Raw genomic sequence first — 23686 nt, 5'->3', positions numbered from 1 at the left:
ATCCCTTATTTGAAACATATTTTCTATAAATTAATGATTAATTAAAGATTCACCTGTCATATCTTCAGGTTGTTGAACATTTAATAAATCTAATAATGTTGGAGCTAAGTCGCCTAAACGACCAGTTTCTCTTAAAGTTACGCCTTCTTTTGTAACAATAACTGGAACTGGGTTAGTTGTATGTGTAGTCATTGGTTGGTCATCATCTGTTAAGACTTGGTCAGAGTTACCATGGTCTGCAGTGATAATCGCATGTCCACCCATGTCGATAATTTTATCTACAACTTCACCTAAACATTCATCAACAGCTTCGATAGCTTTGATTGTTGGCTCTAACATACCACTGTGACCTACCATGTCTGGATTAGCAAAGTTTAACAAGATTAAATCTAAGTCGCCTTTGTCTAATTCTTCTAATAAGGCATCTTTTACTTCGTATGCACTCATTTCTGGTTTTAAGTCGTAAGTTGCAACTTTAGGTGAATCGATTAAACGTCTACGTTCACCTTCAAATTCAGCATTACGACCACCACTCATGAAGTAAGTAACATGAGGGAATTTTTCAGTCTCAGCAATACGTAATTGTGTAAGATTATTATCTTGAGCAACTTCACCAATTGTATTTTTAAGATCTACTTTTTCAAATACAACTTCAGCATCAACGTCATCGTTGTATTTAGTAAATGTAGCATAGAATAAGTCATTAACTCGTTCTACTTTGAAACCTTCAAATGCTTTATTAGTGAATACTTCTGATAATTGTGCAGCTCTGTCTGGACGGAAGTTATAGAAAATAACTGCATCTCCGTCATTAACGCCATCATTTTGTCCTTCAACGATAAATGGTTCAACAAACTCATCTGTTAAATCTTTATCATAGTTCGCTTCTACACCTTCTTTAGCAGTAGCGAATGTAGGACCTTCAAAATTACGAATTGCGTTGTAAGCTTTTTCTTCACGATCCCAACGTTTATCACGGTCCATTGCATAATAACGTCCAGATACTGAAGCGAATTGGCCTACACCTAATTCTTTGAATTTAGCTTCTGTTTCTTCGATATATTTAATTGCAGATTTTTGATCAACGTCACGTCCATCTAAAAATGCATGTACATATACTTTCTCAACACCTTGCTTTTTAGCTAATTCTAAAATCGCAAATAAGTGTTTATAATGACTGTGAACACCGCCATCTGATAGTAAACCGAATACATGTAATGCTGAATTGTTGTCTTTTACATGTTTTACTGCGTTATTTAACACATCATTTTCGAAGAAATCTCCGTCTTCGATTGATTTGTTAATACGAGTTAAACTTTGATAAACAATACGTCCAGCACCAATATTCATGTGTCCTACTTCAGAGTTACCCATTTGGCCTTCAGGAAGACCAACATCTAATCCACTAGCTTCAATTTGAGTAGTTGGATATTTATTGTAGTAACGATCAAAATTAGGTTTGTTTGCTAATTTTACAGCGTTACCGTGTTCACTTTCACGATTTGCAAAACCATCTAAAATGATTAAGGCAGTTGGTTGTTTTGCCATAATTATTTTGCACCTTCTAACAATTGTTCAAAATCTTCTACTTTTAATGAAGCGCCGCCTACTAATGCGCCGTCGATATCTGATTGAGCCATATATTCTTTGATGTTGTTAGGTTTAACACTACCACCATATTGAATACGAGTTGCATCAGCTACATCTTGGCTTGATAAGTCTGCAATTGTTTTACGAACATGTGCACACATTTCATTAGCATCTTCAGATGTAGATGATTTACCAGTACCGATAGCCCAAATTGGTTCATATGCAATCACAACTTGTTTAAGTTGCTCATTTGATAAACCTTCAACAGCTTTCTTAACTTGGTTACCTACAACTTCATTAGCTTTTCCACTTTCACGTTCTTCATCTGATTCACCTACACAAATGATTGGTGTCATGCCGTGATTGAAGATAGCGTGCGCTTTTTTATTAACTTCTTCGTCTGTTTCGTGGAATAAGTCACGACGTTCAGAGTGTCCGATGACAACATATTTCACGCCTAAATCAGCTAATGCTACTGGAGAAGTTTCTCCTGTGAAAGCACCATTATCTTCAAAATATGCATTTTGAGCACCGATTTGTAAGCCTTTAGCTTTACCATCTTTAACTGCTGTGATTAATGCATCTAATTGAATTGTTGGTGCACAAATTACTGATTCAACTTCTTTAGGATCAGGTAATGTTGATAATTCATTAACGAAATCTTTAGCTTCTTGAACTGTTTTGTTCATTTTCCAGTTACCTGCGATAATTGGTGTTCTCATTCAATACACTCCTTAATATTTTAATGTTTATTGGTATACTATATATCTTTCAACATTCGTTTTCCCGAATATACCTGAGAAAAACACAACATTTTATAGATATTATTTATTGTTGATTGCTTTAATACCAGGTAGTTCTTTACCTTCTAGGTATTCTAATGATGCACCGCCACCAGTAGAAATGTGAGTGAAGTTATCTTCGAATCCTAGTGAGATTGCTGCTGCTGCAGAATCACCACCACCGATAATTGTCACGGCATCTTTTAAGTTAGCGATTGACTCACATACACCGATAGTACCTTGAGCAAAGTTACTAAATTCGAATACACCCATAGGTCCATTCCATACTACTGTATGCGCACCTTGTAATTCTTTGTTAAATAATTCAACAGTTTTAGGACCAACATCCATTGCTTCTTGGTCTTTAGGAATATCATCAATTGATACTTCAGTGATTTCTGCATCATTTGAGAATTCTTTTGCTACTTTAGCGTCAACAGGTAATACAATTTGGTCTCCATTGCTTTCTAGTAATTCTTTAGCAAAGTCAATTTTGTCTTCTTCTAATAAAGATAATCCAATTTCTTTACCTTGTGCTTTAAGGAATGTATAAGCCATTCCACCACCGATAAGGATTTTATCAGCAATGTTTAATAAGTTTTTGATTACGCCGATTTTATCAGAAACTTTAGCACCACCAAGGATTGCTACCACTGGTTTGTGTGGATCATTTACTACGCCGCCAATGAATTTAATTTCTTTTTCCATTAAGAAACCAGCTGCAGTTTCTAAATGAGTAGAAATCCCTACGTTAGAGGCATGTTCACGGTGAGCAGTACCGAATGCATCGTTTACAAATACGTCACCTAATGAAGCCCAATATTTACCTAATTCTGGGTCATTTTTAGATTCTTTCTTACCATCTAAATCTTCAAAACGTGTATTTTGTACTAATAATACATCGCCAGCTTTAAGATCTTTGATTGCAGATTCTAATTTTTCACCACGAGTTTCAGGTACAAATACTACGTCTTTATCTAACTTTTTAGATAAGTCATCTGCAACAGGTTTTAATGTTAATGATTCTTTGTCGCTTTCTTCTTTTACTTTACCTAAGTGTGAGAATAAGACAACTTTACCACCTTGTTCGATGATGTATTTGATTGTTGGTAATGCTTGTACAATACGGTTATCATTTGTGATTTCACCGTCTTTTAAAGGTACGTTGAAGTCCGCACGAACTAATACCGTTTTGTCTTTAAGTTCTAAATCAGAAACAATTTTTTTAGCCATTTTCATTTCCTCCTTTAATTAGGAAAATATATATTAAAAAATAAGCGGAGAAGCGTTTGTGCTCCCCGCTTACTCATAAGCTTTATTATAAAATTTAACAGTTAAGAGCACTAGTTAAATTAACTATGCTTTAATTATTTAGATAACTCAGCTAATTTGTTTAAAGTACGTACTAATTGAGCAGTGTATGACATTTCATTGTCGTACCAAGCAGCAACTTTAACTAATTGACGACCACCAACAGCCATTACACGAGTTTGAGTTGCATCGAATAATGAACCGTAAGTCATACCAACTACGTCAGAAGATACGATTTCGTCTTCAGTGTAACCGAATGATTCGTCAGAAGCTTGTTTCATTGCTTCGTTAACTTGTTCAACTGTTACGTCTTTTTCTAATACTACTGTTAATTCAGTTAATGAACCAGTTGCAACTGGAACACGTTGTGCACCACCGTCTAATTTTCCGTCGATTTCAGGAATTACTTTACCGATTGCTTTAGCAGCACCAGTTGAGTTAGGGATGATGTTTTCTGCTGCAGCACGAGCACGACGTTTGTCGCCTTTTCTGTGTGGAGCATCTTGAGTATTTTGGTCACCAGTGTATGCGTGGATAGTTGTCATTAAACCTTCAACTAAACCGAACTCATCACTTAACACTTTAGCTACTGGAGCTAATGAGTTAGTAGTACATGATGCACCTGATACTACTGTTTCAGAACCATCTAATTCATCGTGGTTAGTGTTGTAAACGATTGTTTTTAAGTCACCAGTTGCTGGAGCTGAGATTAATACTTTTTTAGCACCTGCATCAACGTGAGCTTGTGCTTTATCTTTGTCAGTATAGAAACCAGTACATTCTAATACTACGTCGATATCTAAGTCTTTCCAAGGTAATTTGCTTGCATCTGGTTCATCGAATGATTTAACTTCTTTACCGTTAACGCGGAATCCACCGTCGATAACTTCTACTTCACCAGTGAAGCGACCTTGCATAGTGTCATATTTTAATAAGTGTGCTAACATATCGTCATCAGTTAAGTCGTTTACTGCAACTACTTCTAAACCTTCTACGTCTTGAATTCTTCTAAATGCTAAACGACCAATTCTACCAAAACCATTAATTGCTACTTTTACTGCCATTATAATGGCCTCCTTTAATAATGATATTTAAAAAGCTTTGAACTTTTTATTCCTAATTTAATATTACTTTCGCCGCAGCTTCATCAGTGATTAACACTGTATTGTCAGGGGCAATTGATAAGTAAGCTTTAATTGCTTCACCTTTAGATTGACCGCCTGCTACTGCATAGATAAAGTCTTTGGACTCAAGATCTTCTAATTGTAATCCGATTGTCTTTACTTTGTGGACGATATGACCTTGAGCATCAAAGTAATAACCAAATGCTTCACCCACGGCTTGGTGATGTTGAAGCTTATCAATCACATCTTTATGTGACTGTCGTCGATGCGCCATCTTCAGCGCATCACCAATACCATGTATCGTTACATTCGCTTGTTTAATTTTATCCAATGTATGACTGACTGAAGGTTCTAACATTAATGTATTATATGTAGACTCACTTACGTTATCAGGTACATATAATGTTGTGTAATAACCACCTGCTTGTTGTGCCATACTTGATGCAATCGTATTGGCTTGATATACCATATTTTCACCAAGTCCACCACGAGCAGGTACGAAGAACACATTAAATGGTAATAAATGAATAGATTCACTTACATAAGCCATTGTTGAACCACCAGTTACTGACACAATTGCGTCTTCGTATAAACTACTTTCTAATAACTGGCCAGCCTGTCTGCCCATTTCTCTTTTAACTGATTGTTTCTCGTCTGAATCACCAGGGACAACATGAACTTCTTTTATGTTGTACTTCTCTTTAATGGCATTAGCCATTTTATGATCATCTGAATAATGATTAAAGTAATCATTTAATTGATTGATTACCTCTTTACCCTTTTCAGTGATTTCCATTCCTGTTGATTTAACTTTGATTAGTTCTTGTTTTTTTAACAAATCTGTTTCAGAACGTAGAACTCTTTCCGTCAAATCCATATGTTCACTTAAACTACGTCGTCCAACTGGCTCATTTTGAGAAATAGTAGCTAAGATTGAAAAACGACGATACATCTTTTCGACCAAATCTGGAATAAGTTGCTGTTGAATTTCGATCAAATCTTTCACTACTCTTTCCTCCTTGTATGTTTCTAAAGGATGAGTCAATATTGCTTGAATCATAGAGGATTGACGTTTGAAGTCCCATGTGGGACAAAATCTAACCTCTTTACAATTGCAATAGTACTATTATGCGAATTAAAATGCAAGTAAATCCGCTCAAAATTTTCCAAATATTGTGTAAAGCGATTTCATTTACTTTAGGTACAGTTACGTGAATTAAATCACTTATTCAAGGTATTTTAAGCTTTTTATCAACTTTTAGTTGCACACGACTCAGTTGATAAATATTGTGCTACACATTGATAATATTACCCTTTATGTTACGAGTTAACCATATCACTATAAAGCAATTATTCTTTTATAATATTGTGCTTTTCATTTATAATCCAAATAAGGACAACTCTTTTTGAAAGAAGGTTTAATTTATATTGAGTACAGACGACGAAAATAAAATAGAAGTTATCGATCCAACTGACCCGCGTTATAAAGATGATGAACATTTTCATCAAAATCGCTATGACGATAACAAGTCCAGTAACCAAATTTATACATATGGATGTACACACACGGGGTGTGGATGTTCTATTGGTTGCTCTACATTGATGCTCATTTCCCTTATTATCACAATGTTTATTTATTGGTTATTTTAATGCACATTACTGTAATAATTTTTTAAATATAGAAAATGCCGATAAGGTCAGTACATTAACTTGCGAATCGCAATTGTACGAAATACCTTATCGGCCTTTTAATACTTATTCATCAGATTTATTGTTAGATGAACTATTTTGACTTTGTGAACTTTGTCTATTATTTGATTGTTGTGATGCACTGCGTTGTGTATTATTGTTTGAGTTATTCTGCGTTGATTGTTGTGCACTTGGCTTTTCTTGGGTACTTGGTTTTTGTTGTGTGCTTGGTTTCTCTTGAGTACTTGGCTTTTGTTGTGTGCTTGGTTTTTCTTGAGTACTTGGCTTTTCTTGGGTACTTGGCTTTTCTTGGGTACTTGGTTTTTCTTGCGTGCTTGGTTTCTCTTGCTTGCTTGGTTTTTCTTTAGTTGGTGCTTCCTTAGTTTTATTATCTACTTTTGGTTTTTGTTGTGTCTTAGGCTGTTGTGATTTTGGTTGTTGAGTAGAAGGTTGTTGCTGTGTTGTTGGTTGCTGTGTTGTTGGTTGTTGTCTTGTCTGTTGTTGTGATGGTTGTTGTTGTGTATTTTGCTTTTCATCAGACTTTTTGTCAGATGATTTTTCTTTTTTCTCTTTGTCGTCTTTGTCTTTTTTATCTTTTTGTTCTTGCTTCGTCTCATTATTTAATCGTTCATTAGCTTTCTTTGAATGATCTACAAATGAAAATATAGCAAATGTTAAGCCACCCAGTAGCAATAATACGATAATGATACTAATTATTTTCGCGATGCCACTCATACCTTTTTTACCTTGATTGTCGTACTCATTAAAATCTTGCTTTGACATATTCTCCCTCACTTTAAACATGGAATATCATATATAATAAATTTATATCTTAAGTTGTCGTTATGTTTTATTCATCAAAAATTTATATTTAGGATTTCAATAGGATTAGCAAATTACTATTTACATAATCTTATCTCATTTATGATAACATCATAATGAAGAAGAAACATCTATTTTAAACTTTTTTAATATAAATTTAATAGGAACGGTTTGTGATAATAATGAAAAAATTGTTTGAAGAACATTTAGAGACTAATACCAATGATGACCACAAAATTACAATAAAAAAGATGTTGATAACTAATGATCAACATCAAAATAAATCACCCATTTTAAGCAATAGCTGCTATTATGCCTTCATTTTATTGGCACTGTTCACTTTCATTTGGTTTTTTCATTAAAATTAAAGTTTATTAATTAAATGATTATTTCTATTATAAATATGCACACAATTTTTTATTAAGTTTATTTCTGTAAAAAGATGTAAAAATCATTTAGAATAATAATAAAGAGAGAAAAAAGACCCATACGTTGCTCGCATGGGCCCACTACTAAAGGGAGTCAAAATTTACCTTCGCTAGTATATTATGGGGTATACTCATACTAATTAAGAGATGTTTAATTAATTTCCGAAGGTACAAATCAATTATAACTTAACAAAAAATTTTTTAAATACGAATCTAAAAAAGTATTTGACATATTGTTGGCTAAAAATTGGATAAATTTTGAATAATAATAATCACTACTAACTATTAACTAAGTTAGAATTTTTTATTGAGGTGAGATAATGAAACAATATTTAATAACTGGTGGAACTGGCATGGTAGGTTCTCATTTAGTGAGTGAAATTAAGAAATCAAATGCTCATATTACTATTTTGACTCGACATGATGAACAATCAAACGATGCTCGGGTTTCATATGTGAATTGGTCTAAAGATGGCTGGGAAAGTAAAGTGCCTGATATCGATATCGTTATCAATCTAGCTGGTGCAACACTCAACCAACGTTGGACAAAAGACTATAAACAAACATTAATGTTAAGCAGAATTCAATCTACACAGGCCCTTTTTGAATTATTTAAAAAAAGAGAAAAGAAGCCAGAAGTATTATTTAATGCTAGTGCTATGGGATATTACCCTCCTAATTATCACCATAGTTATACAGAACTTTTTAAAACATTACCGTTTGACTTTTTATCAGATATTGTTTATCAATGGGAAAGATTTGCTAAGCAATTCGAAGCACTAGGAACAAGAGTCGTTTTAGGTCGCTTTGGAATGATCTTATCTAATGATGGTGGCGCTTTACAAACTATGAAATTACCTTATCAATTTTATGTTGGTGGTAAATTAGGATCTGGTTTCCAGTGGTATTCATGGATTCACATTGATGATTTAACACGTGCAATATTATTTACAATCGGTAATGACAAAGCCAAAGGACCTTTTAACTTAACTGCACCAATACCTGAACGTCAAAATTTATTCGGTTATACGTTAGCTCGTGCAATGCATAAGCCACATGAAACATGGGTTCCAAGCTTTGCGATGAGACTAGTACTTGGTGAAATGTCTACCGTTGTTTTAGATACGCAAAAGGTATTACCAAATAAACTCGAAGCACTAGGATTTAATTTCATGTATAATAATCTTAAAAATGCACTAGATGATTTAATCAGAAATTAAATTAAGAGGTACAACAGCAATGGAAAACAATCAAAATGACAAACTCACATACATTTTAATGATCATAGCAGGCTTAATCTGTATTTTGAACGGTGTCTTAGTATTTGATCAAACAGTAATTATGATATTACTCTCCATCCTATTTATTATTGTAGGACTCATAATGTCGTTTATTTCAATTAATGGATTGAGACATAAGTTAAAATAGTTAACGCCATACAAATCTATATAAGTAAAAAAGAAGTCAGGACCTTAAATGATGGTCCTGACTTCTTTTTATTGAACTTCGATTATTATATCTAATTAAATAGAAATATTATTGTTTACCTTCTGGTTCCATAACTTCATCAACTAAGCCGTATGCTTTAGCTTCTTCAGCTGTTAAGAAATTGTCACGATCAGTATCTTGTTGAATTTTTTCAATAGATTGACCTGTTCTTTCAGCTAAAATACGATTTAATTTTTCACGAGTTTTTAAGATATGGTTGGCAGCAATCTCGATTTCAGTTGCTTGACCTTGTGCACCACCTAAAGGTTGGTGAATCATTACTTCAGCGTTTGGTAAAGCATAACGTTTACCTTTTGCACCTGATGCTAATAAGAATGAACCCATTGACGCAGCCATACCAATACAAATTGTTTGAACATCTGGTTTGATATGTTGAATTGTATCATAGATAGCAAAGCCAGCAGTCACGCTTCCCCCTGGTGAATTGATATATAAGTAAATATCTTTTTCAGAGTCTTGGGCTTGTAAGAATAATAATTGAGATACAATTGAGTTAGCAACGTTATCATCAATTTGAGAACCTAACATAATAATACGGTCTTTTAATAATCGTGAATAAATGTCATACGCACGTTCCCCACGATTTGTTGTTTCGATAACTGTAGGAATTAAATTCATCTATATTTCCTCCTTGTAATAACTGTTACTTCACATTTTAACCTAAAAGTCAAAAATGGTCAAAAATAAAGTTCTTTTAGTTTAATTGCTAATTGACGTTAAGTGAATTACTTTTGTACACTAGAAATAACTATTTTTGATTGTACTGATTTTATATCGTTTAGTACAGAAATAAGCTTTATCTATTTTCCCCTTGTAGTGTAATGGATAACACATAAGATTCCGGTTCTTAGAATAGGGGTTCGATTCCCTTCGAGGGGGCTCAGTAGCCATTAAAACGTTGTTTTAATGGCGTTTCTTTTGCTTAATGGGGAAAAAACAGGGAAACGTTATTTATATTTTGAATAAAAAGTTTTCAGATTTGCAAAGTAAGTACTTTTAATTCTGTAAAAATCTGAGTTTTTCTCTTTTTCTCCATCATCTTGGCGACTATTTAAATCTTCAATACAAAATATTAATTCTGATATTAACTCATACACATCATCTAGTTCAGTGATATCATCATCACTTAGATAATAATAACTTTCGCTCATTTTAAACTCGCTTATTTTATTCAGTGATATATTTATTCTATTTATATAGGTATCTCTTACTCTGCTATATATTACTTCTTCAAATGTAAACATTCCACCTGCATCAAAAGGTCGTGCATTATCAAGAGCTATTTTAGTTTGTTTTAACAACTCATTTTTTAGCGCTTTTGCTCTCTTTTTATTAATTTCAATTTTATTATTTTCACTTAATCTAATGGTTTTCATGGTATAACGCCCAGATATAGCCGCACCTAAAAATGCACCACCAAACGTTGAAAATATACCAACAAAACTAATGGCAATGGAATAACCCGTAATACTATGATTAGGATCCACAGAGCTAATAATGTAACCAACTGTGAACACAAACGTCATTATTGCAAGAACAACAATAAAGGTTATAAACAACAATAAAGGTTATAAACAAAATATGTTTCAACTCAAATTTATTTTGCATTATCTGTCACCTCATGTTTTTCTTACCATAATACCACATATAAATTTAGTACCTACTACTAAGTTATGGTATAATTAAACTATGTTGAAAGTTACTCAACATTTGGGGATTCATGAATCTCAGATAGTCTTAAATCATAGTATAATAAAATGACGCTATTCATACTATGTTTATTTTTAATTTCACATTCAACGTTTAAGCCACCATATACTATATATGATGGCTTTTTGTTATGCTTGTTTTTAATATATAAATTAGTAAGTATCTTAAATGTATTTGTCATAGTGAACATTTCGTTCAGTAAGCTATATACTAGTGTCATGGATCACGATTTCAATGACCATTTTAGTAATCATTAAACCATTAATTAAATTTATCATCACTTAAATATAAATAAGCTATAACACCTATAGGAACACCCAATAATGGTGTCGTAAAGATACTAGCTATGAATATGTATAATATTAGCATCCAAATTTCATCAGATTCCCATTTTTTATTTAGTAAATATTCCCACATTTCTTTTATACTCACGCAATAACCACCTTTATTATATTTAATTAATAATGTACTCAATAATACATATATCACAATATCAATATAAATAAAATAGCTACCCAATACAGATATTAAGTACTATTTATACATATACCGATTCTCAGATTTACACAAGACGTTTCTCAGAAGTAATTCCAAAGATAGTAAAAGTAAAAGTTATATATACACTTATGTATATGAAACAGACACTTGGGGAAATTACACCAATTTTAAAACGATTACTATAGACTAAAGTTGTAAGTGCTAGATTAAAAATTTGATTAAAAGAGTAGATAAGCTATGAAGTTAAGTAAGAGTATAGGATCATTAGTTTTAAGTGCGGTTTTATTAACGTCTATTTCCCCTTTAGCAAGTGCAGAAGAACAAGTTCAAACGCAAAATAGTAATGTTCAACAATCTCAAGATAACAAGTCAAATCAACAAACTAATGAAAACAAAAAAAATGTACAAACCTATGTAGGCGGGACATATCTTACTAAAAAACTATTAAGGGTATATTAAGTAATAAAGGTAAATTAGTAGGTGCAGTTAAAACTGTTACTGGCAATCAAAAAGCAGCAAATGCTGTTTCAAAAAATTTCGACGCAATTGATTCAGAACTACGCCCTTTGTTAAAATTATCTGAAGTCCCAGCTAACTCAGTTGCTGATGCAGTGTATAGAGGATTAGTAGATGCTGGTATTGACAAAGACCTCGTTGGTCAAGTTAAAGTTGCAGTAAAAGAAGGTATTAATTTACTAGTTTAGGAGTGAAAATAATGTTTGAAAATAAAGATGATATAAGGTTACTATATCAAGCAGTTTCAGAACTAGCAGAAATCGTAGGACATCATCCTTACAATACAAAATCAATAAGTCTTTTATGTTTAGACTTAGGTATCCCTCTAGATGAATATGAAAAAGTATTTATGGCATTTACAAGGTTGTCTAATAACAAAAACACTGATGATATGAACATTGAAGAATTTAAATCAATATTAATTGAAAATGTAACTAAATATGACGAAATAACTGACTCTCAAGCTTTAAGATTTATAGAAGGCTACGCTAGAAATTATATACCTGAATTATTACCATATGCAGAAAAGTTATATCTTGATTTAAGAGTATAAAAATAAGAGCTTAGCATTGTGATGTGCAACCCAAAAGTTGGACTACAAATCTAACTTTATGGAGTGCATATCATTAAATTGTTGATCCTTATTTTGTTGAAATTTACTCATCATTAGAAAAACATTATACAAAAATAAATTTGAATTATATCTTTAAATAGCTCTATCACTTATTTATTCTGAGAATTTCTCTTTCATTCAAATTATAAATCACGCTTATCTATGTATTCTCTAATATCAATAACGAAATTATTAACCATTTGATAAACGTCATCTAAAAATTCAAACACTTCTCTATTATTGTATTCAAAATAAATTTCTTCTTTATATGAATAGTCTTTAACTTTGCTAAAATCAATCTTCCTACTATTCGGCATAATCAAAGTATCAACATTGTCTTCATGCCCAGATATACTCACATCTTTAATAATCACACCTTTTTGTTCAGTGTAACCTATTCCCTTTGTTATATTTTTGAATTGAACATTTATCATTGAATGTTTTTCATTATTCTGCATTTTATTGAATTCATTATATGTTTCAGTGTAAAATAAAGAATCAAAAATTTCTCTACCTCTATTGTCATTAACACCAAATCTTTCATTTAGCAGATTGTAAAACGTTTCGATACTTTTCATTTCTTTTTTATTTGGAATATATGGTTTTTTGTTTTTACTCACATTATTATGTTTTTTTACGCGTTGTATAGAATATTCCATTACCGATTTATATACGTTCAGTAATAAGTTAATCATTATCTGATCATTTAAATCTAATTCTTCTTTTTTCTTTAAATTTTCTATGTGATATAAACAAAAATTTAATTTTTGAATACTTTGCTCATATAAATCTAATTCTTTTAATTTTTTCATAAAACTACCTCTTTTTTTAGGTAACTATCTTTTATAGTATTGATTAGTATTAAATCTTTATCATCCAATTCATATATAACTCTATTTTCTAGTTCTAATATTCTATAAATTTTGTAATTTGATAATATATTGGTTATAAGATTTTGATTCTCACTAACACACATTACATTGGTCTTAGAATTTTCATAATCTTCTATATGCTCAAACAGTATATACGTTTTATCTCCCTCCTTTTAAAATTATTTTTACACTTATGAATTAAATTATAACACTTTGGCAAATACAATTAATCTTTATATACCATTATTTAAAATGATTCTTAAGGAGGTGTATATGATGAATGTATTGATAGAAGATATTAAAAAATCTCAGTGGTGTATGGTAACAATGATTATTACATCTATTTCATTTATCTTTCTAAAATTAATGGCCAATGAATTTATTAAACAGTTTGGTAATGATGTAAATATTCGAAATTTAGGTAAAGATGGTTACTTAAGTGGCACATTAATAATTTTATTAATAGCTTTAATAACTGCTATTTTTTCAATTTTAACTGCTTATCTAGGCTTTAGGTCACTCCAATACGATTTCAATATCACTTCGTTAGTTTGTATTGCATTATCAATAACTTTGTTAATGCTGACGTTTTTCATTAGTGAGATACCATTCTTAAAAACAATTATCCTCGTACTAATTATAGGCTTTGCCATTATAACTATATTAAATGATAATTAACAAAAAGCTACCAATTACGGTAGCTTTTCTAAGAGTCCATCATATATTTGTCTAATGCGTTCACGACTTAAATCAAATATTTCCCCTATATTTTCGTATGAATGCCCCTCGCTAATTAACCAGTACACATAATACTCTTTATCTGATGCGATTGTTTCTATCAAAGTATCTAGTTCATTAAAGTATATTGTGTCGTCTATATGATCATTCTCTATTTCTTCATCTTGATTTATATTAAAGAAATCATCAATGTTAGTCACTACAATATCTTTATCGATATCATTTTTATGTTGATAGTTTTCAGAAATATTTTCACACTTTGTTTATCATATTTTTTCATACCCAACCTATCTCATTTGCTAATTGTTTAATAATGATTCTACGCCCTTTATTGAAGTCATTCATACTTAAATTTAGTGCTGGTGCTATTACTTCATCAAGTTGTTCACCTTTCCACCAAGATAACTCTATAATTTGCTGATATAATATTGAACATTCGTTAAAGACCGAAGTTATACCTCTAGTAAGATGATATAAATTGTGATGGTATAGATCATTCTCAACGATTGATAATAATCCATCATTTTATGATAATTTTTAAAGTGTTTCGATAAAATCACGTAATCATCATTCTTCATGGCATCGCTAACACCTTTCTATTGGTAGATAATTCTTCTTTAACTTGTTCTAAATGCTCATCAAATGCCTTTTGGTATAATTCTGAACGTTCATTTTGTCTTTCTTTACGTTTTTGACTCTCAACTTGATAGATATCTTTCTTCAAGCGTTCGATAACATTTTGATTTCTTACTTTACCACTGATTAACATATATTTAATCACATCTTGTTGTTCGTTCTGACTATAATTCTTGATGATATTTTTGAGTAAATTTAACCTGTCGTGTGCTGTTTTTGAATTATATTGAAGTTTCGCTTTCTCATCAATGATACAAATACCATCATATCTTTCTCATTGGTAATCACATGACTCATATTTAAATGATATAGGCTATCTATTTGTGATTTCATAGCTTTAATCTTTCTATTAATCACTTTGGGATTATAATCCATTAAAAATTCAATTTCTGTGATTTTATCATTACTTTCGAAGTCAGAGACCAAATAATCACACCTTTTTCAATGGATTTGACGCTTAAAATGATTAAAAAAAGGGATAAACTGAGTTACCCCCTTTCATGAAAAATTTATCCCCGTTGCAAACGAAGGCCCCCCGCCGGTACCCGTCAAAAATAATATTTGACCCAAAAGGTAGGGGGGAATAAATTTTATTGTATAAATTATTTATTTAATATTAATGATTCGTAATAACTCTGGCACAATTTTGATATCAAACACATAGTTCAATGCAAATTGGTACACGCCTCTTAATGCTTGTTTCTTTTTATTGTACATAATAGGCTCATATTTAGCATATATAGCATGCCCAAAGTCTCCTATAAAGATATCTTGCGCATCATCTGTAACTACTACGTGAGATACATTAAATAGCTTAGTTAAATCACCTGCAAGTCCACCTAATCCCATCTGTGCTAACTCTTTGATGAGTTTATCATGATGTTCTGTGTTCATTATGATAGATACATTACGTCTAAATGTTTGTGGTATATCTTTTATCGTTTATTAAATACCATCATACATTGTAGTGTTACTTACTTCTTTAATGCCTTGATTATATAGTGATAAGTCTTGGTTATCTTTATCAATCAATCCACTCGCATTGTTCTTATCTAAGAGTAATGTTGTTTCATATGTGACACACTCATTAATAAAGATCTCTTTAAGTAGGTCGAGCCATGCACTACACTGTCTGATACTTCTGTATATATGTGTCCCTCGCGTCTATAAAAGTATTTGCTACTACCATTAAGTGATAGCTCAATACCATTAGTAGCTAACTTATCTTTAATGTATGTTAGTGATGGTATAGATTCAACATGTTCATCATCTGTAATAGTAATCACATCACGTAATGTTTGAGGTAGCTCAGTATTAACTAATAACTCTTTAAATACTTCTATACGTGCAGTCGGTAACTCTTGAATATTAAAGTTATTCTCATTACTAACTAATTGCTTTGTTAATATACCTACTCAACTAATTACTTTATAGTTAAATGTTTAGGTCATAAATCTGCGAAAATCACTTATGAGATTTATGGGAATTTATTAGAAGAATCATATGAAGAAGAAAACACGAAAACAATAAAATTAATGAATGATTTATAAAAACACTGCCTTAAAATAGAGTAATGATTTAATTAGTTTATAGAGAAAATGATTGGCAAAAGTATGTAAAATACAAATAGATAAAATTACTGATTTAATAGCATTTTAAAAATGAGCCAAACACTATTTTAATTAAAAATCATCCCTTCGAGGGGGCTCATATATGTTAAATACAAAGACTGCTTATGCAGTGAATCAAATTAACAGAAGAAAGCCATGATCTCCAAATTTAGAATACATGATTACACAATGTGTTCTATCAATGAGACATGGCTTTTAGTTTTATCACTTCAGTATGATATATTTTTCCGGATTACATTCCACTAGGATAGTGAGTCTTTTATAGTTCAATCTTCTCACCGTTTCGGATTTTATCTGCTAATTCGTTTAATTTTCTTAAACGATGATTCATACCTGATTTAGAAATAGGCCCTGTGGAAATCATTTCCCCTAATTCTTTTAAAGAAATTTCTTGATGTTCAACTCTTAATTTCGCGACTTCACGCAAACGATCTGGCAAATTGTCTAAACCAATTTCTTGGTCAATTAATTGAATACTTTCAACTTGTTTCATAGCTGCACTCACAGTTTTATTTAAATTTGCTGTTTCACAATTTACTAATCGATTAACTGAATTTCTCATATCACGTACAATTCGGACGTCTTCAAATTTGAGCAGTGCTTGATATCCACCAATTAAACTTAAAAAGTCAGATATTTTTTCCGCTTCTTTCAAATACACGATACTACCTTTTTTTCTTTCAAGATGTTTGGCATTTAATTCGTAACTATTCATCAATTTAGTTAATCCTTCAGAATGATTCTCAAATTGAGAAAAAATTTCTAAATGATATGAAGATGTTTCAGGGTTATTTACAGAACCCCCTGCTAAAAATGCGCCACGCAAGTAACTACGTTTCATTTCATCATCTTGAATCATCTCTGGATCAATTTCATGTGTAAATACACCTTCTTTTAAAATACCTAATTCGTCAAGAATCTCTCTAGCTTTCATCTTTGTACGACAAATGTATATATTATTTTTCTTCAATTTCATTTTTTTACGTACTAATATTTCTACTTCAACATTAAAGATACGCTTAATCAACGAATAGATTCTTCTAGCAGTTGTGGCATTTTCAGTTTGAACGTTTATCACAAACTGTTGATTGGACAGACTAAGTGCCCCATTCATACGAATTAATGCACTGAGCTCTGCTTTCGCATTAGCTTCATCTACATCTATACGAGTTAATTCATTTTTCATATCTGATGCAAAGCTCATAGAACACTCATTCCTTCCTATCATTGTCTACATGATTTATTCGCAATGACTTTTTTCTAAATAAATCTCATCTAAATTATTTTTCATACTGAATTAACTGACTCAACTTTGTTCTAATATATACTCATCATGACTACTGCTAACGTTTGCTGTTAGGATCAAATTGAATTGTACTAATTAATTCAAGTGCGACTTCATATATCAAAGTAGATAATACTTTGGTATTGTGTCTTACTAAGTGTTCGTCTGATATTTCAACTAGATTAGATGCCGTAATCACTTTAATACCGTCCTGTTTTAATTCATCAACGTTAACAGCAACGGGTTCTGAATGCTTTTCTCTGTATTTTTGTAAAACATTGTCATTAAATTGATCCGTACAACAAATGACGTAATCGACAAATGATTTTCCTGCTTGTCGATGTAATGCATTAATATGTTCTTTCACATCATAACCATCTGTTTCACCTGGCTGTGTCATTACGTTAGACACATATAGTTTAGGTGCAGAAGAATTTAATAATGCCTCTGATATACCTTTCACACATAAGTTAGAGATGACACTCGTATACAACGAACCTGGACCTAAAACAATTAAGTCTGCTTCTTCTAACGCTTCCACTGCTTCTTCCATAGGTTCAACATCATCCGGTTCTAAAAAGACTTTGTCTATCTTTTTTTGCATCTTAGGAATTTTAGATTCACCGTAAACAATGTCTCCATCCTCCATAATGGCATTTAATTGCACACTTGAATTGGTTGATGGAATCACTTTACCTTTAATATTTAATACTTTACTTAATTCTTTAATTGCATTTCCAAAATCATTCGTAATATTGGTCATACCAGCTATTAATAAATTACCTAATGAATGTCCACTGATTTGATTTTCTTCAAATCGATATTGAAATAATTGAGTTAACACTGATTCCGAGTCACTAAGCGCTGCAATAACGTTTCTAATATCACCAGGAGCTGGGATATCCATTTCATTTCGAATTTTACCTGTACTACCACCATCATCTGCGACCGTTACAATAGCGGTAATATCAATTGGAAATTCTCTTAAACCTCTTGCTAATACTGATAAACCAGTTCCCCCGCCGATTAATACTACTTTCATTCTTCTCATTAGTGCTCGCCACTTTCAATATGTGCATCTCTGTGATGAACATAAACGTTATAATCAAAAACCTCATTTAGATATTCACCTAAACGTTTACTTAAAGCTACTGAACGATGTTGGCCACCAGTACATCCAATAGCTATGACTAATTGAGATTTACCTTCTTTCTTGTAACCTGGAATCATGAATTTTAATAAATCAGTTAGTTTATCAAAGAATATTTCAGTTTCTCTCCATTTCATTACATAGGTATACACTTCTTCGTTTAATCCAGTTAATGGACGTAACTCTTCTACATAATAAGGATTGGGTAAAAATCGAACATCAAATACTAAGTCAGCATCCATTTGAATACCATGTTTAAATCCAAAGCTCGTCACATTAATCGTAAATGTTTCAAAATCGTCATTCTCATAATAATTAACTATGCGTTCTTTTAATGCTTTAGGTTTAAGTTGGCTCGTATCAATCACATAATTGGCGATACTTCTAATTTGTGAAAGTTGTCCACGTTCTTCATTAATGGCTTCAATTAATGAACGTTGTCCCTTTTCATTTAATGGATGCGCACGTCGTGATTCTTTATATCTTGAAATTAACTTTTCTGTTGTTGCTTCTAAAAACATGACATCTACGATAACATCATTTCTACTTTTGATTAAATCTATTTCTTTCACAAGTGATTTAAATAATTCTTTACCTCTTAAATCTATAGCAATTGCCACTTTTTGTAATGAAGGATTACCTTGCTCCATTAATTCAACAAATTTAGGCAATAATACAGGTGGTAAATTATCTACACAAAAATAGCCTATATCTTCTAAACTTTGAATGACTAGAGATTTACCAGCACCTGACAAACCAGTTACTACTAATAGTTCACTCTTTCCCATTTCTTTTTCAGAATTCATCATTTCATTGGTCACCGCCAGTTATTTTGAAATTTATACATTAATAGCTTCATCATACCACACTCAAATTCACAAAGGAACGTTCCTAAGACTTAGAAAAAGCTAGAACAACAAATGGATTATTGGCATTATAATCCTCCCATTGCTCTAGCTTAAATTACTGTTGTGATAAATGGTATTTAATTTATGCTTCTAATTTATCTTTAATAGCTTCTATATAATCTGCTGCACTTTGAGCTGCGATACTACCGTCGCCTGTTGCAGTAACAATTTGACGTAACCCTTTATCTCTTACGTCACCAGCAGCATAAATACCTGGTACGTTAGTACTCATATCTGCTTCAGTTACAATATAACCATTTTCATTTGTAATACCTAAATCAGTAAATGGTGCTGTTAGTGGTTTCATACCGATATAAATGAATACACCATCTGCATCATAAGTGACTTCAGAACCATCTTTAGTTGATTCCAAAGTAACAGATCCTACTTTGCCGTCTTTGTCATTGATTGTTTTTAAAGTATGACTCCAAATAAAATCAATTTTATCATTTTTAAATGCACGGTCTTGTAAAATACTTTGTGCACGTAATTGATCTCTTCTATGAACAATAGTAACTTTATCAGCAAATTTTGTTAAGAATGTACCTTCTTCAACAGCTGAGTCACCGCCACCAATAACAAATAAACGTTTGTTTTTAAAGAATGCACCGTCACATACAGCACAATAACTTACACCACGTCCACCTAATTCTTGTTCTCCTGGTACGCCGATTTTTTTATATTCAGCTCCAGTTGAAATAATCACTGCGTGTGCTGTAATTTCTTTGTTTCCTAAGTTAACGACTTTATAGTCGCCTTTATCTTCGATTGATTTAATATCACCATATTGATACGTAGCACCAAATTTTTTCGCATGTTCAAACATTTTAGTAGATAAGTCTGGTCCAGTAATCATTTCGAATCCTGGGAAATTCTCTACCTCTTCTGTATTTGCCATTTGGCCACCTGGCATACCACGTTCAATCATAACTGTGTTTAAATTGGCACGTGAAGCATAAACTGCAGCCGTCATACCAGCAGGGCCTGCACCTATAATTGCTACATCAAAATCTACTTCAGTCATTTACTTGCCCTCCTACTAAATAATCATTAAACGCATTATATATCAAAATAAGTATTTCATAAATTTATATGCTCAACATATAAGTTATCGTTTTATCTAGTTTGTAATGACTAATATCAAACCATTCTTTAATTTGCTTCTTAGTCAACTTCTGATTTGTTTGTTGGTAATACAAATATAAATACGCACCTATATATTTTTCTACTTCAGTTAAATCTGCTTGATCAGCAATAATTGATTCAGCTTGATCTATCCATTGAACAAATAATGATGTATCATTTCGAAATTGGTCGAATTGATACAGTTTTAGCATACCACGATGAATGAAGTCCAATTTATTCAAGGTTAAACCTTGAACTAAATATGTTAAATATAATTTTTCATAATCATTTAATGTTTCTAAAACAGCCCATATATCTTCTGTTATCAATATTTCTTTACCATTCAATTGATTTAATAGGAAGATTCCATACAATCTATAGTGACTATCATCATCCATTAATAATGGTAAAATTCGTTGATCAAATACATGTTTGCTTTCCTCTATAACCCAAGGTGGAAATCCTACATCCACTTTAGAAATTTGCAACAGTTTATTCCAAAATTGGATACTCTCATCTTTATTTCCTAGGTAATAGTAATTGTAACTTAAAGCATTGAACATTTGTATCGAAGCAAATTTACCTTTTTTATACAGTGGAAGCAGTAACTTCTGTGAGGCATGATATTGTTTCAAATAACTTAATACAATGCCTAGTTTAAAGCTTTCATCATCATTCATTGGTACAACTTTACTTAATATATTCAAGTAACGTTTATACTTGTCTTTTTCATTTGTATTATAAAGTAATAACGTATAATGACAAAGTGCATGCACATCTGTATTATCTTCATTTAATAGTTCCTCAAACATGTCTTTAGCTATATCATATTTACTTAAATATAAATAACACATCGCTAATAAATTTTTAATAACACGATGATTTTGTATAGTTTCGTCTTGATTTAATATATATGATTTTGCTTGTTCTAAACGACCTTGTGAAAATAAAAATTGGAACAATAATTGAACAGCAAAAAGTTGTGCCTCTACTTCAATTTGATGCTCATTAGAATACGAAACATCAAACGTTTCTTCTAATTCATCACGAAAATCTTGATCGTCTGTGATTAATACATAATTAATACCAAACAAGAATGCCTTGTTTGGTTCATTTAATTCAATGTTCAACTGACTCAATTCATAAAAACTATCAGCCACGTGTCTATCATTAATAATATTTTCATAGAATAAATGTTCTGCACGACTACCAAAACCTAGTTTAACTAAACATTGAGCGTAGTTTAATTGAATATCAAAATCTTCAGGTGACAATTCTAGCACTTTACTATAATAATCAGCTGCTTTTTTAAAATCTTGTTGCTTCCACTTTTGAGCTGCCATTTTGCGATAAAACGGTTCATCAAAAGCCATTGAAATAATTTTATTATTTTTATCTGCCAAAGATTGTCACCTCCATATTCATTGTATTTGTATAGGATTTCCAAATGCGACCGAATTACTCGGTACATCTTTAGATACAACTGTTCCTGCACCAATTTTTACATGATCTCCAATAGTGACACCTGGAAGTATAGTGACATTGGCACCAATTAATGTATGACTGCCAATCGTTACCTTTCCAATGTTAAATTCGTCTACTAAAATTTCATGCGTTAATATTGTAGTATTATAACCAATCACACTATTATTGCCAACTGTTATTAGCTCTGGATAAAACAAATCTGGTACTACTTTAAATGCGAATACAGAATGATTTCTAATATCCATACCTAATAATTGACGATACATATGACTTTTGAATTTTAAGTTTGGCATGTACCGACAAATCTCGATAATAATCGTTTGCCTTAATACTTTAGGAAATTTGACTAATCGATAAATATGCCATAACGGATTCATATTAGTGGCTTGATATCCACGGTGAGGCTTTAATTTTCTCATATTTGAATTACACCTTCTGCTTAGGCCAACTTAATGGGCCAGCATTTTTGTATGTGGGTGGTTGATATTTGAAACGTCTATATAACATTAATGCCACACTGATAATAATTAAAATCACAGATACTAACTGAGCCACTCTAATATGACTTGTTAACATTAAGCTATCTGTCCTAAGCCCTTCTACAAAGAAACGGCCGATCGAATACCAAATTAAGTATAAGAAAAATGTTTCGCCTAATTTCATGTGTTTTCTAATTGTAACTAAAATAATAAATCCTAAAACGTCCCACACTGATTCATATAAAAATGTTGGGTGATAATAATGACCATCAATATACATATTATCAATAATGAATTGAGGTAAGTGCAACTGTTCTAAGAATGATTTAGATACCATACCACCATGCGCCTCATGATTCATAAAGTTACCCCAACGTCCTATGCCTTGTGCCAAAATAATACTTGGTGCAACAATATCTCCAATTTGAAATGGATTTAAATTTTTTATTTTACAAACTATAATACCAGTGATAAAACCACCTATTAATCCACCATGAATGGCTATACCACCATGCCAAATTTTTGGTATTTCACCTGGATTTTGCATGTAGTAGGGCCATTGGAAGATAACGAAATAAATACGTGCCACTATGAAACCAAATATTGCACAGTAGAAGATAACATCTACAAGTGTATCCTTATGTAACCCTATTCTCTTTAATGCTTCTTGTGCTACAAAATAACCTAATAAAATGCCGCAAGCAATAATAATGCCGTACCATCTTATTTGTAGTGGGCCCAAATGAAATGCAATAGGATCAATATAACTTAACGTTAAATTCATC

Annotated in this window: 27 protein-coding genes and 1 tRNA gene; 7 read left to right on the top strand and 21 right to left on the bottom strand. The window is 31.7% G+C overall.

The features are described from left to right. Positions 1-30: 30 nt before the first annotated feature. The 5 genes from gpmI to ACJQQZ_RS01340 form a co-directional block, all read right to left on the bottom strand. Positions 31-1548, bottom strand: coding sequence for a 2,3-bisphosphoglycerate-independent phosphoglycerate mutase (gene gpmI / locus ACJQQZ_RS01360; protein WP_002465365.1), 1518 nt, complete (start codon positions 1546-1548; stop codon positions 31-33). A 2-nt stretch (positions 1549-1550) separates the two neighbouring features. Continuing rightward, positions 1551-2312: a triose-phosphate isomerase gene (gene tpiA, locus ACJQQZ_RS01355; protein WP_002450896.1), complete on the bottom strand. Its 762-nt coding sequence runs from the start codon at positions 2310-2312 to the stop codon at positions 1551-1553. Between the two features lie 102 nt (positions 2313-2414). After that, positions 2415-3605, bottom strand: coding sequence for a phosphoglycerate kinase (locus ACJQQZ_RS01350; RefSeq protein WP_002450897.1), 1191 nt, complete (start codon positions 3603-3605; stop codon positions 2415-2417). A gap of 134 nt (positions 3606-3739) precedes the next feature. Next, positions 3740-4747 carry a type I glyceraldehyde-3-phosphate dehydrogenase gene (gap, locus tag ACJQQZ_RS01345; RefSeq protein ID WP_002450898.1) on the bottom strand — a complete coding sequence of 336 codons (1008 nt, stop codon included), beginning with the start codon at positions 4745-4747 and terminating at the stop codon, positions 3740-3742. A 52-nt stretch (positions 4748-4799) separates the two neighbouring features. Then, positions 4800-5813 (bottom strand): sugar-binding transcriptional regulator, encoded by a 1014-nt coding sequence (locus tag ACJQQZ_RS01340; RefSeq protein ID WP_002450899.1) that lies wholly within the window; start codon positions 5811-5813, stop codon positions 4800-4802. 422 nt (positions 5814-6235) lie between these two features. On the opposite strand from ACJQQZ_RS01340, the gene ACJQQZ_RS01335 reads away from it, so the two are divergent. Further along, positions 6236-6457: a hypothetical protein gene (locus tag ACJQQZ_RS01335; RefSeq protein ID WP_002450900.1), complete on the top strand. Its 222-nt coding sequence runs from the start codon at positions 6236-6238 to the stop codon at positions 6455-6457. Positions 6458-6562: 105 nt separating this feature from the next. Here ACJQQZ_RS01335 and ACJQQZ_RS01330 read toward each other — a convergent pair whose 3' ends face one another. Continuing rightward, on the bottom strand, positions 6563-7279 hold the full coding sequence (locus tag ACJQQZ_RS01330) for a DUF4887 domain-containing protein (RefSeq protein ID WP_124228486.1): 717 nt from the start codon (positions 7277-7279) through the stop codon (positions 6563-6565). A gap of 787 nt (positions 7280-8066) precedes the next feature. Here ACJQQZ_RS01330 and ACJQQZ_RS01325 point away from each other — a divergent pair. Continuing rightward, on the top strand, positions 8067-8966 hold the full coding sequence (locus ACJQQZ_RS01325) for a TIGR01777 family oxidoreductase (RefSeq protein WP_075778931.1): 900 nt from the start codon (positions 8067-8069) through the stop codon (positions 8964-8966). 316 nt (positions 8967-9282) lie between these two features. On the opposite strand, the gene clpP is transcribed toward ACJQQZ_RS01325, so the two are convergent. Beyond that, a complete protein-coding gene (clpP, locus tag ACJQQZ_RS01320) occupies positions 9283-9873 on the bottom strand; it encodes an ATP-dependent Clp endopeptidase proteolytic subunit ClpP (RefSeq protein WP_124228487.1) in 591 nt (196 codons plus the stop codon). A gap of 189 nt (positions 9874-10062) precedes the next feature. Between clpP and ACJQQZ_RS01315 the strand changes: the two genes are divergently transcribed. Next, a tRNA-Arg gene (locus ACJQQZ_RS01315) sits at positions 10063-10134 on the top strand. A gap of 68 nt (positions 10135-10202) precedes the next feature. On the opposite strand, the gene ACJQQZ_RS01310 is transcribed toward ACJQQZ_RS01315, so the two are convergent. Together ACJQQZ_RS01310 and ACJQQZ_RS01305 are read right to left on the bottom strand one after the other, a co-directional pair. Beyond that, on the bottom strand, positions 10203-10781 hold the full coding sequence (locus tag ACJQQZ_RS01310) for a hypothetical protein (RefSeq protein WP_408023018.1): 579 nt from the start codon (positions 10779-10781) through the stop codon (positions 10203-10205). 445 nt (positions 10782-11226) lie between these two features. Next, positions 11227-11397 (bottom strand): VraH family peptide resistance protein, encoded by a 171-nt coding sequence (locus tag ACJQQZ_RS01305; protein ID WP_142237379.1) that lies wholly within the window; start codon positions 11395-11397, stop codon positions 11227-11229. 303 nt (positions 11398-11700) lie between these two features. Here ACJQQZ_RS01305 and ACJQQZ_RS01300 point away from each other — a divergent pair, with 303 nt between their 5' ends. The 3 genes from ACJQQZ_RS01300 to ACJQQZ_RS01290 all read left to right on the top strand — a co-directional run bounded on the left by ACJQQZ_RS01300 (position 11701) and on the right by ACJQQZ_RS01290 (position 12532). After that, positions 11701-11922 (top strand): hypothetical protein, encoded by a 222-nt coding sequence (locus ACJQQZ_RS01300; RefSeq protein ID WP_242238380.1) that lies wholly within the window; start codon positions 11701-11703, stop codon positions 11920-11922. Between the two features lie 107 nt (positions 11923-12029). Further along, entirely contained in the window at positions 12030-12167 is a 138-nt protein-coding gene (locus ACJQQZ_RS01295) for a hypothetical protein (RefSeq protein WP_232133409.1), read from the top strand. An 11-nt stretch (positions 12168-12178) separates the two neighbouring features. After that, positions 12179-12532: a hypothetical protein gene (locus ACJQQZ_RS01290; RefSeq protein WP_075778929.1), complete on the top strand. Its 354-nt coding sequence runs from the start codon at positions 12179-12181 to the stop codon at positions 12530-12532. Positions 12533-12735: 203 nt separating this feature from the next. Here ACJQQZ_RS01290 and ACJQQZ_RS01285 read toward each other — a convergent pair whose 3' ends face one another. Further along, positions 12736-13404 carry a hypothetical protein gene (locus ACJQQZ_RS01285; RefSeq protein ID WP_124228488.1) on the bottom strand — a complete coding sequence of 223 codons (669 nt, stop codon included), beginning with the start codon at positions 13402-13404 and terminating at the stop codon, positions 12736-12738. A gap of 336 nt (positions 13405-13740) precedes the next feature. Between ACJQQZ_RS01285 and ACJQQZ_RS01280 the strand changes: the two genes are divergently transcribed. Beyond that, on the top strand, positions 13741-14142 hold the full coding sequence (locus ACJQQZ_RS01280) for a hypothetical protein (protein WP_075778927.1): 402 nt from the start codon (positions 13741-13743) through the stop codon (positions 14140-14142). Between the two features lie 14 nt (positions 14143-14156). On the opposite strand, the gene ACJQQZ_RS01275 is transcribed toward ACJQQZ_RS01280, so the two are convergent. The 11 genes from ACJQQZ_RS01275 to lgt form a co-directional block, all read right to left on the bottom strand. Beyond that, positions 14157-14402 (bottom strand): sigma factor-like helix-turn-helix DNA-binding protein, encoded by a 246-nt coding sequence (locus ACJQQZ_RS01275; RefSeq protein ID WP_185291348.1) that lies wholly within the window; start codon positions 14400-14402, stop codon positions 14157-14159. A 374-nt stretch (positions 14403-14776) separates the two neighbouring features. Next, the gene (locus ACJQQZ_RS01270; protein ID WP_228077250.1) at positions 14777-14971 is read right to left on the bottom strand and encodes a hypothetical protein; all 195 of its coding nucleotides are present in this window, start codon (positions 14969-14971) and stop codon (positions 14777-14779) included. Positions 14972-15033: 62 nt separating this feature from the next. Next, the gene (locus tag ACJQQZ_RS01265; protein ID WP_228077251.1) at positions 15034-15264 is read right to left on the bottom strand and encodes a hypothetical protein; all 231 of its coding nucleotides are present in this window, start codon (positions 15262-15264) and stop codon (positions 15034-15036) included. Between the two features lie 180 nt (positions 15265-15444). Beyond that, the gene (locus ACJQQZ_RS01260) at positions 15445-15732 is read right to left on the bottom strand and encodes a hypothetical protein (protein ID WP_228077252.1); all 288 of its coding nucleotides are present in this window, start codon (positions 15730-15732) and stop codon (positions 15445-15447) included. A gap of 996 nt (positions 15733-16728) precedes the next feature. Next, positions 16729-17673, bottom strand: coding sequence for a DNA-binding protein WhiA (gene whiA, locus ACJQQZ_RS01255; protein ID WP_002450905.1), 945 nt, complete (start codon positions 17671-17673; stop codon positions 16729-16731). A 139-nt stretch (positions 17674-17812) separates the two neighbouring features. After that, positions 17813-18805 carry a gluconeogenesis factor YvcK family protein gene (locus ACJQQZ_RS01250; protein WP_408023017.1) on the bottom strand — a complete coding sequence of 331 codons (993 nt, stop codon included), beginning with the start codon at positions 18803-18805 and terminating at the stop codon, positions 17813-17815. Then, positions 18805-19713: an RNase adapter RapZ gene (gene rapZ, locus ACJQQZ_RS01245; protein ID WP_002450907.1), complete on the bottom strand. Its 909-nt coding sequence runs from the start codon at positions 19711-19713 to the stop codon at positions 18805-18807. The genes ACJQQZ_RS01250 and rapZ overlap by 1 nt, the downstream gene beginning before the upstream one ends. A 181-nt stretch (positions 19714-19894) precedes the next feature. Next, positions 19895-20836, bottom strand: coding sequence for a thioredoxin-disulfide reductase (gene trxB / locus ACJQQZ_RS01240; protein ID WP_002450908.1), 942 nt, complete (start codon positions 20834-20836; stop codon positions 19895-19897). 64 nt (positions 20837-20900) lie between these two features. Then, positions 20901-22340, bottom strand: coding sequence for a tetratricopeptide repeat protein (locus tag ACJQQZ_RS01235; RefSeq protein ID WP_408023016.1), 1440 nt, complete (start codon positions 22338-22340; stop codon positions 20901-20903). 18 nt (positions 22341-22358) lie between these two features. Next, the gene (locus ACJQQZ_RS01230; RefSeq protein ID WP_145505747.1) at positions 22359-22841 is read right to left on the bottom strand and encodes an acyltransferase; all 483 of its coding nucleotides are present in this window, start codon (positions 22839-22841) and stop codon (positions 22359-22361) included. A gap of 7 nt (positions 22842-22848) precedes the next feature. Beyond that, the gene (gene lgt / locus ACJQQZ_RS01225; RefSeq protein WP_037552023.1) at positions 22849-23685 is read right to left on the bottom strand and encodes a prolipoprotein diacylglyceryl transferase; all 837 of its coding nucleotides are present in this window, start codon (positions 23683-23685) and stop codon (positions 22849-22851) included. Position 23686: the final 1 nt, after the last annotated feature.

The sequence above is a fragment of the Staphylococcus sp. KUGN1 genome, from assembly GCF_045984185.1.
In the GTDB taxonomy this organism is placed as follows: domain Bacteria; phylum Bacillota; class Bacilli; order Staphylococcales; family Staphylococcaceae; genus Staphylococcus; species Staphylococcus warneri_A.
This window is presented reverse-complemented; position numbering and strand designations above follow the sequence as displayed.